Source organism: Arthrobacter sp. P1_D4 (assembly GCF_056406115.1).
Genome location: NZ_JBFUAU010000026.1, coordinates 1 through 13,322, shown reverse-complemented (window position 1 = coordinate 13,322; position 13,322 = coordinate 1). Strand labels below are relative to the sequence as shown.

Sequence of the window (13,322 nt, the reverse complement as noted above, 5' to 3'; positions counted from 1 at the left end):
GCCTTCATCGCCGGATGCCGAGGGTGGCGATGAGATCTTCGTGCAATTCGAACCAGATGCGGTGGAAGGAGTCGCGGTCTGTGGCGGTGAGCCACGCCGGCTCCGTGGCTGCGTTTTCCACCGCCAGCTCGAGGCGTTCCGCGTATCCGCTGAACCGCGGCAACACAGCGGTCAGGCGGACTTCCAGACCGCTGAAGGACGCCAACGCCTGGGTGAAGGTTTGCTGTGTTGGCTCGTCGATCCCATCGTGCCGCTGACTTCCCTCGGCGAGCCAGCGGAGCTGGAGTTTGCTGCAGGCGGCCACGACTCCTGCGTTCAGTGGTGCAAACTTCGCGTGCACGGCGGCGACTGCTGCCTGGCCGCCCACGCTGTCCAGCTCCTCGGCCAGGAGCCGTTCGTTTTCAGTCCTGCCGGCCACGGTCAGGGACCAGCCCCGGGTTCCGCCGAATGAGGAGCGCGACGCCCACCCGTTCGCCCCGGCGTCAATGAGGAGCCGTTCGACGTCGTGCGGATCCTGGCCAAACCGGGCGGCAACTGATTCAGTGTCAGCGAAGCCGAGCAGCCTCAGGGCATGGAGGGTGAGGAGCATGGATGGCTGCTGCGGGCTCATGGACCCGCTCCGGGACCTGCCGGTTTCGCGCGGACGGTTCCGTGAGTTCCGTCGACCACGAGCGTCGTTCCGTCCGTGATGCGGGTCAGGGCGCCGGCCACCCCCAGAACGGCGGGGATGCCCTGTTCGCGGGCCACAATGGCGGCGTGCGAGAGCATTCCGCCTGTTTCCGTGATGACGGCGGCGGCGATCCCGAACAGTGGCGTCCAGGCGGGGTCAGTGGTGCGGCAGACCAGGACGTCGCCGGGGGTCAGCGCGGAGAATTCGTCGACGCTGTGAACGGTCCGGGCGGTCCCACAGGCGGTGCCAGGGCTGGCGCCGATGCCTGTGAGAAACGCGCCGGCGCGATCCCTGCCTTCTGCTCCGGCACTGGCCTCAGGGGTGAATTCCACGTCAGCCCACCAGGCCCGTGTCGGGCCTGACGGACAGCCGATCCAGTCGCTGCTGCGCGGCCTGCGCCGAGCGGAGGCCCAGGCTCTGGGCAATCTGGGGCCAGGTCAGCCCCTCGGCCCGCGCCAGGAACAGGAGTGCCGTTTCCAGGCCATCCGTCTCTGCCCGCGCGGCGGACACAAGGGTGAGGGCGGCCCGCACGTCCAGACCATCCACCGGCTCTCCGCGGTCTGTCCCGTTGGCCCGCCACAGGACGTGCTGGATGAGGTCACTCGCTGAAGGGGGCTGCCGCTCACCCAGCCAGGGCCGGGGCGGGAGTTCGGCGGCGCCCCGGTCCAGCAACATCCGCGTGGCCTCGCTTTGGCGCTGAGCCTCCGCAGCGTCGCCGCCCGGACGGGTCCCGTCGGTCTCGTTCATTCCAGACTCTCTTTCCCGTTGGTTCGGCGCCCCTCGACTCCACCAGCTTCTGGCATCAACATCTTGTTGTCAACAATCTGTTGATGCTTCGGGGGGAGGACGAGTCGTTGAAGCGGCGCGGACAGGAACGCCACCCGGCCAACTGCCGGGTGGCGTTCCAAAGGGGGCTGTTTTGCCGTCGGTCCACGACCGGGCTGTTGCAGGAGGTTACTTTCCGGTGTTGCTGTTGTTGTTGCCGTGTTCGGTGGAGGCGACGGCTCCGGTCTGTTCGTTGAGCAGGACCTGGTCTTTGCGTTGTTTGTCGAAGTTGAACATGGCGTTCACCGATCCGGCGGTGGCGTCGGCGGAGGCGTCGCCGATCCGGCCGGTGCGCCAGTTGTCCTCGATGAAGCGCAGGATCGAGGCCTGGTCGGTCTGGGTGTGGTCCACGTAGTTCTTCTTCGCGTAGGGGGAAATGACTACCAGCGGCTGGCGCGGGCCGGGGCCGCAGCGGTCAGCGTAGCCGCCGGCCATCGGGACGCCGCTGGCTGCGGCGTGCTGGCACCAGGCATCGTCGTCGGCGGTGTTGGAGGAGTTCTTTGCCTTGCCGGCGACGTGGTCGTACCAGCCGTCCGAGTCGTCGTAGGCAAGCACCACGGCAGTGTTGTCCCAGTTCCGGGATTTCTGGATCTGGTTCACGGTGCTGGTGATGAAGTTCTGCTCGTCGATCGGGTCAGAGTAGGCGGCGTGGCCGTCCTGGAACATTCCCGCTTTCAGGAAGGACACGGCGGGCATGTTGTCGGTGTTGACCACCTTGTTGAACGCGGTGAGGTCGTACTGGTGGTTCGCCTGTCCGTTGTGGCTGATTTCCGCGTCGGACGCCGGTGCCAGGTGGTGCGGGTTGGCGGTGGAGGCGTAGTACTGGAACGGCTGGTGGTGCGGGGAGTAGTCAACCACGCTGGCGCCGGCGGCGTTCGTGTGGCTGGACAGGCACGACGCCGGGGAGTCCGCCGTCGCGGCGGTGGTCGGCGTGAAACCGCCCTGGAACCAGCCCCAGGACGTGCCCTTGGCGTTGAGCAGGTCGCCGATGTTCCTGCCGCTCATGCCGGCCAGGTTTCCGGTTTTGGCGTGGCTGCTGTTCGAGCAGTCGTCGTGGACCGGGTCCGGGTCGTTGATGACGGTGCCGACGCCGTTCGCATCCGGCAGGCTGACAGCACTGCTGCCGGCCGCCGGGGTGGCCACAGGTTGTCCTGCGGCGGTGTACTCGGTGGCCCCGTGGGTCTGGCCGGATACCAGATTCAGCGCCCCGGGTGTGGAGGGTCCGAAGACAGTGCTGAAGTGGTTGTCGCTCATGGAGTAGTTCTGGGCGTAGTTCCAGATGCCGGTGACGGTGTTGCCGTCGTAGTAGTCCATGGTGAGGCCGGCGCGGCCGTACTGGTTGGTGCCGCACGCGTCGCGGCTGGTGAACTCGACGAACTTGTCCATCGCCCCGCCGTTGTATGCCTTCTGCTCAGCGGTGTATCCGTGGTCCTGGTCGCAGGTGACGGCCTGCGCCGGTGAGAGCCGGGCAGGCTGCGCCGAGTTGGGGTTGTTCGGTGCCAGGAGGCCGGCGGTGGCCAGAGTGTTGATGTCCTTGGGGGTGTTTTTCGCGGCGGTGAAGGCGGCCGTCGCGGTGCCGGTACCCTGCTGGGTTTCACCCGGGAGATTGGCAGCCTTGGGGTAGGTGGCGAAGTAGTGGTCGAAGGAGACGTTCTCCTGGAAGATCACCACCACGTGCTTGATTGGCGTCGCGGTACCGATGTGGTTTTCGCTGGCGGAGGCGGGACCTGCGCCGATACCGAAAATTCCGGCTGTCAGTGCCGAGGCGGCCAGGGCTGCCGCGCCCGTGGCGGCGACCCGCTTCCGGGTGAATCGTTGTGCTGGATGAGGCATGGGGGAGCCAATCGTTGGTGTTCAGGGATGCCGGCGGCTGATGGCAGGCATTCGTATGCTGCTTTGGTGGCCGGCCTGCGTTACTTGGCCGGCGTGACCGTGGCCTCGTAGGTGAGGATTTCGGTGCCGTTGCCTTCCTCGCCGTTGTCGGGGGCCACCTTCATGGTGAGGTGCCCGCCGTCGGCCGTCATTTTGAACGGGTTGCGCGTGGCCACATGGCCTGCGGTGGACCACTGCTGGAAGGGGACATCGCGGATTACGCTGTGGGATTTGAGGTCGATCATCGCCATGCCGCCGAGTTCGTAGATGGCGCCGGTGCCGCCGGCCGCCGGGGTCTGCGGGAGGTTGGTGATCCCGCTGCAGAGCATCCGGGAGTTGGGCACGTACTGGCAGTCCTGGTAGTCGATGAAGTAGTTCGGGTTCTGCCAGGTCGAGAGCTGCTTGCCCTGCAGATCCCATTCGGCGAAGCGGCGCGAGCCCCAGGTGTTGCCGACCAGGTGGCCGGTCTGCTTGTCCATCACGATCCCGCCGAAGTGGTCCTTCACCTCGAACTGCTTGTGCACGTCCAGGGTGGCCGCGTCGACCCGGTAGATGATGGCGCTGCTGTCCGGCCGGTACTGGGCCACGGGGATCCAGACGTTGGTGCCGTCGAAGTCGATGCCGCCGGGGTGGTACATGTCGCCTTCTCCCAGGACGATGTCCTTTTGCAGGGCGCCGGCCTTGTCCATGACGAACAGGTGGCCGACGCCCTTGCCGGGGGTGCGGTCGAAGCCGTTTTGCGGGGTCGGGAACTTCACGGTCGGTTCGATGATCTGAACGGCCGAGAGGAAGATGTGGTCCTGGCTGTAGGCGATTCCCTCCGTGTGATAGGTCGGGAAGTTCAGCTTCAGCTTGGACGTCTGCTGCCAGTTCGTGTTCCGGTCAACGCCGTTGAAGGCGTCGGCCAGGGCCGTGTTCCTGTCACCGTGGTTGCCGGCGCCGGTGGGGTTGTCTGCGGCTTGGGCGGCCGCGGTGATGCTAATTGCGGACGCGGCCAGGACGATTGCTGCGGCGGCCGTGAGGATGCCTCGGGTGTGAGTCGTGCTCATTCGGGAGCCTCTCAAAGGTTGGATCTCAACAAGAGATCGCAACGTTACTTCCCGGTAATTAATCCCCGATACGGGCAGGTGAACGGCAGATGTCCGGCAGCGGTCCGGTGGACCGGCTTCGTTTCAACGCGGATCTGATCCCCCACCACTGCTGGCGTGGACCCCTTCAGCCGCTCAGGCGAGGACGGCGAGGCCCGCCAGGGTGCCGCCCTCGCCTTCGGCCAGCAGCCCGACGGCGGTGCCGGAGTTCGCGGGAAAGACCAGATCGGTGATGGTGGCCAGGCCGTCCTGCGCGAAGACCTCGACCGAGCAGCGGTCCAGGAAGACCCGGAGCCGTAGCCGGCCGTCCTCCAAGGAGACGGCAACGCGCTCCACCGACGGGAACGACTCGTGGAACCCCACATTCCCGGATTCGGTCCGGTCCAGGCTGAGCTCGGCCGTGCGGCAGTCGTAGGCCAGGACAGTGCGCGCCCCGGCTCCGGGCCCGGACGTGGAGCCGGATTCCCCGCCCGTTTCGCTGCCAGTGTCCCCGCCGGCCCGGAGCACCAGACCTACCCTGCCGGCGGCGCCGGGCTCGAAGTCCGCATCGATGCGCAGCACATCACCAAAGACCTCGGCCGGAAGCCAAGTCACCCCGTCCGCCAACGGCTGCCGGTCCAGCGCGAACAACTCAGTACCGTGGCTGTGGAACGGGTCCACCGCCTCCTGCACCAGCACCGGGCGCCCGCCGCGGCACACCAGCCTGACCTCGCGGACCAGGGACATCGCGCTGCGCCAGCCGTCCGAAGGCGTTGAGGCGGCGTACTGCCAGTTGTTCATCCAGCCGATCATGAGCCGCCGTCCGTCCGGGACGTTGCTGAACGACACGGCCGCGTAGTAGTCCCGGCCCCAGTCGAGCCACCCGTAGTCGGCCATCCGGCTGTCGTCGGCCTGCACGCCGTCGGTGACGGTGGTTTCGGAACGGAACGTCACGCCGTCGAAGGTTCCGATGAAGTACTGGCCGCCCGAGCCGCCGGCGATGCCGCCGGGGCTCAGGTTGACCACCAGGACCCACCGGGTGTTGGTGGCGTCGCCGTCCACCGGCAGTTCGAACAGGTCCGGGCATTCCCACACACCTTCCGTGGCGTTCGCCGGGCCGAAGGTGCTCAGGTACTCCCAGGTCAACAGGTCCGCCGACTTGTAGAGGACCACCTCGTGGTGGACCGCCTCGACGGCGACCATCACCCAGTAGCTGCCGGCGGCGCCGTCGTGCCAAAAGACCTTGGGGTCGCGGAAGTCCGCGGAGGCGCGGTCCAGTACCGGGTTCCCGGCGTACTTGGTCCAGGTGGCGCCGTCGTCCGTGCTGAAGGCGAGGGACTGAGCCTGCCGTCCGGCTAGCGGTGAGGCGGGCGAGTACGCGCTGGTGTAGATGGCCACGAGCGGGGGCACGCCTCCAACGCCGAAGCCGCTGGTGTTGTGGACATCGACCACCGCGGAGCCGGAAAAGATGGCCTCCTGCTCATCGCATGCGATGGCCACGGGTTGTTCGTCCCAGTGCTGCAGGTCTGTGGAGGTGGCGTGGCCCCAGGACATGTTGCCCCACTCCTCGCCGTGCGGGTTGTGCTGGTAGAAGAGGTGGTAGGTGCCGTTGGCGTAGACCAGCCCGTTGGGGTCGTTGAGCCAGTTGCGCTCCGCCGAGTAGTGCCACTTTGGCCGGTACTGGCAGTCGAGTTCTGTGAGTGTTTTCATGAGGGTTCTTTGCAGGCTTTCGCGTGAGGAGGCTGGTCAGCCCTTGACGCCGCTGGAGGCGATGCTGTTGATGAAGGATCGCTGGAACGCGATGAAAAGGACCACCACGGGAATGGTGATGAGGGACGCGTAAGCCATCACCTCGCCCCAGGAGACGTTGAGCTGGAAGAAGTACTGGATGCCGATCATCACCGGGCGGAGTTCCTCGGACTGGACCACCATGAGCGGCCACAGGTAGGAGTTCCAGGCGGGCAGGAAGGTCAGGATGGCCACGGTGGCGGTCGCCGGTCCCGCGAGCGGCATCACCACCTTGCGGTAGATGGTGAACCAGCCCGCGCCGTCGATCCGGGCAGCCTCGTCCAGTTCCTTCGGGATGGACTCGAAGTACTGGTGGAACAGGTAGATGGAGAACGCGTTCGCGATGAACGGGATGATCTGGACCTGGTAGGTGTCCAGCCAGCCCTTCGAGATCTCGAGGCTGAACCCGTTGAGCTCAAAGTACGGCAGCTGGTTGACCCACCACACCAGCGGCAGCGCCAGCGTCTGGAAGGGCACGATGAGGGTGGCGAGGATCGCGGTGAACACCACGCGCTTGCCGCGGACCTCCATGCGGGACAGGGCAAACGCGCAGAGGCTGTTGATGAAGATGCCGAGCACCACCGTGACCGCGGAAATGCCTATGGAGTTCATCAGGAAGCGGGCGGCCGGGACCCGGTCGAACACGGCCGCGTAGTTGTCCAGCGAAATGTTGCCGACCGGCAGGAACGCCGCCACCGAGGACATGTCGCCGAAGATCTGCTGGTCCGGCTTGAGCGAGGACACCATCATGAACACGATGGGGAAGGCGGCGACGGCGGCGAACAGGAGGCGGACCGCCGTGGTCGCGGCATTGCCGAGACCCTTGGAAATGAGTGTCTGTTTCACGTCAGTCCTTCTCTCGGGTCAGGTAGCGCTGCACTGCGGAGATCAGCAGGACGAGCACGAAGAACACGAGCGAGATGGCCGAGGCGTAGGAGGTCTCCTGCTGCTTGAAGCCGGAGCGCACCGCCTCGTAGATGATGGTGGTGGTGGAATCGAGGGGCCCGCCCTGGGTCATGACGCTGACCTGGTCGAAGAGCCCGAGCGCCTGGATCGTGATGGTCACCAGGACCAGGGTGCGGGTGTGGGTGAGGCCGGGCCAGGTCACGTAGCGGAACTGGTGCCAGCGGCTGGCCCCGTCGAGTTGGGCGGCCTCGTACAGTTCCCCGGAGATGCTCTGCAGGCCCGCGAGCCAGATGATCATGTGGAATCCTGCGGCCTGCCAGATGGACAGGGCGATGATGGCCGGCATGGCGGTGGCGGGATCGTTGAGCCAGTCCGGGCCGTTGATGAGGCCGAAACTGGCCGCCGACAGCAACTCATTGATCAGGCCGTCCTTGCGGTACATGAACATCCACAGCAGGGACACCACCACCATGGACGTCACCACGGGAAGGAAGTAGATGGTGCGGAAGAAGTTCACGCCGCGGAACTTCTTGTTGATCAGGAGGGCCATCGCCAGGGCGAGTCCGGACTGAACGGGCACCACCACGACGGCGAAGTAGCTGACGTTCAGCAGTGAGCGCCAGAACACGGGATCCGCGAAGAGCCGCGCGAAGTTGTCCCTGCCGACAAACTCGACGGGCCGCGGGGAAACAAGCCTGGCGTTCGTGAATGCCAGGCCGAAGCCCAGGATCGCCGGGAGGAAGACGAAGGCGAGCAGGAGGACCGCGGCCGGGGCGATCATGCCCCACCCGCTGATCTGTTCGCGAATGTGGCGCGGCCGGCGGCGCGGTTTGCTGGGCGGTGCGGCCGGGGCCGGGTCCGCCAGACGGCGGCCGGGGGAGGGGAGTTGGGTGGTTGTCATGGTTTTCTCCGTCGACAGTCAGGGCCTGAGGTACTTTCGACGGCGGTTGCGCACCGCCGTCGAAAGTACCGTTTGGCAGCCGGCTAGTTCTTGTAGCCGCCGTTGGACTTGATGTTGGCGTCGATGGCCTTGACCGACTTGTCCAGCGCCGTCTTGGGGTCGGCGCCGGCCAGGATGTCCTGGACAGCCTTGCCGTATTCGGTGGCGATGAAGGGATAAGCCGGGGTTTCGGGGCGCATCACCGCGTAGTTGCGGGAAAGTTCCATGAAGATCCGGTTTGTGCCGCCTTTGGCGAACGCGGGGATCAGGGCAGCGGCCTCGTCGGTGGCCGGGATGGTGCCCGTTGCCTTCGCCACCGCGGCCAGGTTTTCCGGCTTCAGCGAGTAGGACAGGTAGTCCATGGCTGCCGCGGAGTTGGTGCAGCCGCTGGTCACGCCCCACTGCCAGGAGGCGCCGCCGATCTTGGGGCCGTTCCCGAGGTCCACGGACGGCATGACCACGAGGTCCTTACCTACCGCTGCGCGTGCCTTGTCCGCGGCCCAGGAGCCGGTGTAGAGAAGGCCGCTCTTGTTGTTGAGGAAGTCCTGGGTGGAGTCCTTGCCGCTCTTCTTCGCCATGAAGCCCTGGTCGGCAAGGCCGCGGAACCACTGGGCCCATTCGACGGCCTTGTCGCCATTGAGGACGCCGTCTGCCGACTGGAATCCGTCGCGGTTGATCAGGTCCCCACCGAAGGACTGCAGGAACGGGGAGTAGGCGTAGGGCAGCCATTCGCCGGTTCCGGCGGTACCCATGTCCAGCGGGTATTCCCACTTGCCCAGGGCCTTGAGCTTGGTCAGCGCGTCCTGGAACTCGTCCTTGGTCCACGGCTTCTCGACCGTGGCGACGCGGACACCGGCTGCCTTGAGGTCGGAGGCGCGGGCGAGCATCGCCAGTGCGACGTCATAGGTGCCAACGGCGTAGGTCTCGCCCTCCCATTTGGCCACAGTGCTCGGCAGGTTCTTGGAAACATCCGCGTCGAGTTTCAGGGGTGTCAGGTACTTCGCCCAGGCCCAGTTGGGAACATTGGGGCCATCGATGTCAACAATGCAGGGGAGCTTCCCGGCGGCCGCGGCCGAGACCACGGAGTCGTTGTAGGAGTCCTGCGGGAACGCCTGGACCTTGATCTTGGCCTTGGCGCCGGCGCTCTTGTTGTAGGAATCGACGATGTTTTCAACCGCCTTGAGTTCTTCGGCGTTGCCCGCGTTGTGGGTCCACATGGTGATCTCATTGGAGCCGGCGGACGGGGCAGAGGCGCTGCCCTTGCCGCAGGCGCCCAGGGAGCCGACAAGTGCCACCGCAGCTACACTGGTGGCGAGGATCCGGGTGAATCGCTTGTTCATGATGGTCAATCTTTCTGCTGAATTTGGGCGTGGGAGATTGCCCCGGGTCCTTCGGGACGCGGCCGGTGCAACGGCTGCGTCCCTTCTTATTGCGGTCCCCCGGGCGGCGGAGCAGTGGAACGGTGGAACAGTGTGGTGATGCCGGCTTGGTGCCGGCAATCGGCTAACTTGGCGGCGGGCCGAGCGACCCCCGCTCAATCAGGGGGCAGTCCAGTTGCGTCTGGACTGCGGGTGCGCCGGGATTTTCGATGTCGTCCAGGAGCCGGTGGACCGCCCAACTGCCCATTTCGTAGTGGGGAAGGGCGACGGTGGTGAGCCCCGGCCACAGGGCGTCCGCGATGATTTCGAGATTGTCGATCCCCACAATGGACACGTCTTCCGGAATGCGCAGCCCCAATGCGGTGGCCGCCTGGTAGGCGCCCATGGCAACCCTGTCACTGAAGCAGAACAGGGCTGTGGGGCGGTCGGGCTGACCGAGCAGGCCCAGGGCGGCCTCGCGGCCTCCCGCGGTTTCGGGCTGGCCGATCACGAGGTGGCGGGGGTCGTGCTGCAGGCCGTGCCGCCGGAGAGCATTGAGGAAGCCTTCCCTGCGGCCGTGCGTGGCGGGGATGTCGTCGATGTTGTTGAGCATCCCGATCCGGGTGTGGCCCGCTTGGATGATTGCTTCAACGGCCGTCTCGGCGGCGCCCACCTCGTCGGGGGTAACCGAGGAGATGGAACTGTCGCGAGTGACGGAATCCAGCAGCACGGTGGGAAGGCCCTCCAGTTCTGCGGGGACCTGCACTCTCTGGTGGTACATCCTGGCATAGACCACCCCGTCCACCTGATGCTGCCGCAGCATGTTGATTTCACGGGTTTCCAGCTCGCTGTCCAGGCCCGAGTTGACCACCATCACCACATAGCCGCGGTCATAGGCTGCGTCCTGCGCCCCGCGGATCATGGCGCCTGCAAAGGGGGTGGTGGTGATTTCGTCACTCACCAGGCCAAGGATCTGGGAGCGCTGGTTGCGCAGTCCGCTGGCCATCTTGTTCGGGGCGTACCCAAGATCCCTGGCCACTTCCCGGACGAGTTGCTGCGTCGCTGCCTTCACCCGGAAACTCGTGGCGTCGTTGAGGGCATGCGACACCGTGGTGACGGAGACCCCGGCAGCCTTGGCTACGTCGCGTATTCCCACTCTTGTCGTCATTGACTTCCCTTTGCAAAACGTTTTGTATCTGGTGTGAGACACGTTACACAAAACGTTTTGCACTTGTCAACGGGACGTCCGCCTTTACCTTGATCCCGGTCCCATGGCGAGGACTTCACGTCACGACACGGGCTCTGTCAGCCGGAAGGGGCCCCGGTTTCGTAGACTCGATGGGTTCGACAATGTCTCCGCTCCAGGGACAAGCCGCCACAGGAAGAGCCATCGATGAAGATTATCGTCCTAGTAAAGGAGGTCCCCGACACGTACGGGGACCGAAAACTCAACCTTGAAACCGGCCTCGCCGATCGAGGAGCAAGTGAGGCAGTCATTGATGAGATCGGTGAGCGGGCCCTGGAGTTGGCCCTGACGTACGCAGACTCGAACGAGGGCACTGAGGTCGCAATCCTTTCCCTCGCCCCGGAGAGTGCGACGGCAACCATCCGCAAGGGGCTTGCGATGGGCGCGGGAAGCGCCACCCACGTCGCTGATGAGGCGCTCCGGGGTGCGGATCTTGGACTTACCGCTGAAACCCTCGCCGCAGCGATCCGTCGCATGGGGTTTGACCTGGTGATCACCGGCAACGTCTCCACTGACGGATCCGGCGGCATGATTCCCGCGATGCTTGCAGAATTGCTTGACGTGCCGCATGCCACCGGCCTCAGCTCCGTCGAAATCGGCGACGGTGCGGTGTCTGGCTCCAGGGCCGTTGACTCCGGCGTGCAGAAGGTCTCAGCGAACCTGCCCGCGGTGATCTCCATTACCGAGGCACTTCCCGAGGCGCGCTTCCCGAACTTCAAAGGCATTATGGCCGCGAAGAAGAAGCCCCTTGAGGTCCTGACCCTGGCGGACCTCGGGGTCACGGCCGACAATCCGGAGGCGGCGCGTTCGATCATGCTGACCGTTGCGGAGAGGCCCCCGCGCGCGGCAGGCGTGAAGATCATCGACGAGGGTGATGCCGGCGAGAAGCTCGCTGAGTTCCTGATCGAAAACCGACTGGCCTAAGGATCAACGACATGACTGAATTCCCTCGTGACGCAATCCTCGTTGTCGTGGAAGCCCGGGCATCCGGTGAACTCGAGAAGGCTGCGGCCGGGCTCTTCGGTGCGGCCGCTGCCGTTGGCACCCCGGTTGCATTGGTACTTACCTCACCCGGCGCCGGGAGCGCCGCCGCCGCGGAGGCCGCGGCCCTTGGTGCCGCGCGCGCACTCATCGCGGAGACTCCGGATCCTTCCGTGCTTGGGGTGCCGGGCGTTGACGCGCTTGCCGCTGCCGCGGAGCAGGTGCAGCCGGACGCGATCCTGATTTCGCATTCCCTGAACGGTCGCGACCTCGCCGGCCGTTACGCTGCCCGTTCGCGTGCGGCGATTTCCGCCGATGCGGTCGGTGTGTCCCGTGATGACGAGGGCGTCGTGGCACACCACTCCATCTACGGCGGCGCCTACAACGTGACGTCGACGTCCACGTTTGGGGCGCCGGTGATTACGGTCCGCCAGGGCTCCATCGAGGCGCGCGCGGCGGCCCAGCCGCAAGCGACGGAGACCTTGGCCGTGACGGGCTCCGAGAAACCGGCCGCGCGGATCGACTCCTTCGAGGAGGCAACTGCCGCCACCTCGCGGCCGGAGCTGCGTGGTGCCGCGAAGGTTGTCGCCGGTGGCCGCGGCCTCGGCTCGGAAGAACAGTTCGCACTCGTTGGACAGCTCGCCGATACCCTCGGTGCCGCCGTTGGTGCGTCGCGCGCCGCGGTGGATGCCGGCTACGTCCCGACGTCGCATCAGGTCGGCCAGACCGGGGTTTCCGTGTCACCACAGCTGTATGTCGCGCTGGGCATCTCCGGCGCGATCCAGCACCGGGCTGGCATGCAGACCGCGAAGATGATCGTCGCCATCAACAAGGACGGGGACGCGCCGATCTTCGAGGTCGCGGACTACGGTGTGGTCGGCGACGTCTTCAAGGTTGTTCCCCAGCTCATTAGCGCACTTGAGGCCCGGAAGAAGTAGCGATGGCAACTCTGTCTCGGTCCATCCGGCGGGGCCTGCCGCGCGTCGAAGGTGGCGAACCCTGGCCTCCAGCAGGCCAGGCGCCCGCCAGCATTGCCGCGGCGGAAGCGGTAGAAGCGGCAGAAGCGGCCGATCTGTCGGCGTCAGTTTCCGGGGCGGAATCGGCCGCGGCCGCCGCGCCCTCCGCCCCGGCTGCTGTCCAGGAAACGGCGCCGGGTGCGGCGCTTTCAGCGCCGGGCCCGGTGGTGATTTCAGGCTCCGCGCTGGCGCGGCAGCTTCGCCGCGGCCTGCCGCGCGTGCCGGGCGGCGAACCTTGGCCGCCGGCGGGAGAAGCTCCGGTACCGGTGGCGGCTCTGTCCGGGGCTCCGGCCTCCGGCGCCGCTGCGGCATCTGCCGCAGATGCAGCCGCAGATGCTGCCGGGGCTGGTGCTGCCGAGGAAGCAGCGGTGCCGGCAACGGAGGCGCCTGCAGCGGCTCCGGCAGACACGCCCGCCACACGGACGACGGGAACCACCTCGCTGCGTCGCGGGCTTCCCCGTGCCCCCGGCGGCGAGCCGTGGCCGCCGGCTGGGCTTGCTCCGGCGGCCGCTGCCGCCCCTGCGGTGCAGGCAGGTCTCCAACATATTGCCGACGCCGAGCTGGAGCCCTCGGCGTCGAGTGCACCCGCGGCCACCACCGCCCCGGCGCCCGAAGCGCAGCCCGCCGCCGCCGCCCCGGCGCCCGAAGCGCAG

General features: G+C 66.4%; 12 protein-coding genes and 1 pseudogene. 3 read left to right on the top strand and 10 right to left on the bottom strand.

Features of this window, described 5'->3' with window-relative positions:
* Positions 1 to 4: 4 nt before the first annotated feature.
* The 10 genes from AC1D0A_RS20320 to AC1D0A_RS20275 form a co-directional block, all read right to left on the bottom strand.
* On the bottom strand, positions 5 to 610 hold the full coding sequence (locus AC1D0A_RS20320) for a hypothetical protein (RefSeq protein WP_243180874.1): 606 nt from the start codon (positions 608 to 610) through the stop codon (positions 5 to 7).
* Positions 607 to 1,002 (bottom strand): PEP-utilizing enzyme, encoded by a 396-nt coding sequence (locus AC1D0A_RS20315; RefSeq protein WP_459385661.1) that lies wholly within the window; start codon positions 1,000 to 1,002, stop codon positions 607 to 609. The genes AC1D0A_RS20320 and AC1D0A_RS20315 overlap by 4 nt, the downstream gene beginning before the upstream one ends.
* 1 nt (position 1,003) lies before the next feature.
* The gene (locus AC1D0A_RS20310; protein ID WP_459385660.1) at positions 1,004 to 1,417 is read right to left on the bottom strand and encodes a hypothetical protein; all 414 of its coding nucleotides are present in this window, start codon (positions 1,415 to 1,417) and stop codon (positions 1,004 to 1,006) included.
* 207 nt (positions 1,418 to 1,624) lie between these two features.
* Positions 1,625 to 3,328: a phospholipase C gene (locus AC1D0A_RS20305; RefSeq protein ID WP_476946655.1), complete on the bottom strand. Its 1,704-nt coding sequence runs from the start codon at positions 3,326 to 3,328 to the stop codon at positions 1,625 to 1,627.
* Positions 3,329 to 3,408: 80 nt separating this feature from the next.
* On the bottom strand, positions 3,409 to 4,416 hold the full coding sequence (locus tag AC1D0A_RS20300) for a DUF6454 family protein (RefSeq protein ID WP_028275777.1): 1,008 nt from the start codon (positions 4,414 to 4,416) through the stop codon (positions 3,409 to 3,411).
* 174 nt (positions 4,417 to 4,590) lie between these two features.
* Positions 4,591 to 6,144, bottom strand: coding sequence for a glycoside hydrolase family 32 protein (locus tag AC1D0A_RS20295; protein ID WP_243180882.1), 1,554 nt, complete (start codon positions 6,142 to 6,144; stop codon positions 4,591 to 4,593).
* A gap of 36 nt (positions 6,145 to 6,180) precedes the next feature.
* The gene (locus AC1D0A_RS20290; RefSeq protein WP_439954127.1) at positions 6,181 to 7,068 is read right to left on the bottom strand and encodes a carbohydrate ABC transporter permease; all 888 of its coding nucleotides are present in this window, start codon (positions 7,066 to 7,068) and stop codon (positions 6,181 to 6,183) included.
* Position 7,069: 1 nt separating this feature from the next.
* Entirely contained in the window at positions 7,070 to 8,029 is a 960-nt protein-coding gene (locus AC1D0A_RS20285; RefSeq protein WP_476946654.1) for a carbohydrate ABC transporter permease, read from the bottom strand.
* A gap of 83 nt (positions 8,030 to 8,112) precedes the next feature.
* Positions 8,113 to 9,408, bottom strand: a complete 1,296-nt coding sequence (locus tag AC1D0A_RS20280) for a sugar ABC transporter substrate-binding protein (protein ID WP_243180885.1) — start codon at positions 9,406 to 9,408, stop codon at positions 8,113 to 8,115.
* A gap of 163 nt (positions 9,409 to 9,571) precedes the next feature.
* Positions 9,572 to 10,594, bottom strand: coding sequence for a LacI family DNA-binding transcriptional regulator (locus AC1D0A_RS20275; RefSeq protein WP_476946653.1), 1,023 nt, complete (start codon positions 10,592 to 10,594; stop codon positions 9,572 to 9,574).
* Positions 10,595 to 10,819: 225 nt separating this feature from the next.
* Here AC1D0A_RS20275 and AC1D0A_RS20270 point away from each other — a divergent pair, with 225 nt between their 5' ends.
* The 3 genes and pseudogenes from AC1D0A_RS20270 to AC1D0A_RS20260 all read left to right on the top strand — a co-directional run.
* A complete protein-coding gene (locus AC1D0A_RS20270; RefSeq protein WP_243180888.1) occupies positions 10,820 to 11,596 on the top strand; it encodes an electron transfer flavoprotein subunit beta/FixA family protein in 777 nt (258 codons plus the stop codon).
* Positions 11,597 to 11,607: 11 nt separating this feature from the next.
* Positions 11,608 to 12,591, top strand: a complete 984-nt coding sequence (locus AC1D0A_RS20265) for an electron transfer flavoprotein subunit alpha/FixB family protein (protein ID WP_476942880.1) — start codon at positions 11,608 to 11,610, stop codon at positions 12,589 to 12,591.
* Positions 12,592 to 12,593: 2 nt separating this feature from the next.
* A pseudogene (locus AC1D0A_RS20260) lies at positions 12,594 to 13,322 on the top strand (cytochrome b/b6 domain-containing protein); the annotation flags it as partial.

Coding starts and splice junctions, on each gene's coding strand:
- AC1D0A_RS20320 (WP_243180874.1), bottom strand. CDS start 610: ATGAGCCCGCAGCAGCCATCCATGCTCCTCACCCTCCATGCCCTGAGG.
- AC1D0A_RS20310 (WP_459385660.1), bottom strand. CDS start 1,417: ATGAACGAGACCGACGGGACCCGTCCGGGCGGCGACGCTGCGGAGGCT.
- AC1D0A_RS20305 (WP_476946655.1), bottom strand. CDS start 3,328: ATGCCTCATCCAGCACAACGATTCACCCGGAAGCGGGTCGCCGCCACG.
- AC1D0A_RS20300 (WP_028275777.1), bottom strand. CDS start 4,416: ATGAGCACGACTCACACCCGAGGCATCCTCACGGCCGCCGCAGCAATC.
- AC1D0A_RS20295 (WP_243180882.1), bottom strand. CDS start 6,144: ATGAAAACACTCACAGAACTCGACTGCCAGTACCGGCCAAAGTGGCAC.
- AC1D0A_RS20285 (WP_476946654.1), bottom strand. CDS start 8,029: ATGACAACCACCCAACTCCCCTCCCCCGGCCGCCGTCTGGCGGACCCG.
- AC1D0A_RS20280 (WP_243180885.1), bottom strand. CDS start 9,408: ATGAACAAGCGATTCACCCGGATCCTCGCCACCAGTGTAGCTGCGGTG.
- AC1D0A_RS20275 (WP_476946653.1), bottom strand. CDS start 10,594: ATGACGACAAGAGTGGGAATACGCGACGTAGCCAAGGCTGCCGGGGTC.
- AC1D0A_RS20270 (WP_243180888.1), top strand. CDS start 10,820: ATGAAGATTATCGTCCTAGTAAAGGAGGTCCCCGACACGTACGGGGAC.
- AC1D0A_RS20265 (WP_476942880.1), top strand. CDS start 11,608: ATGACTGAATTCCCTCGTGACGCAATCCTCGTTGTCGTGGAAGCCCGG.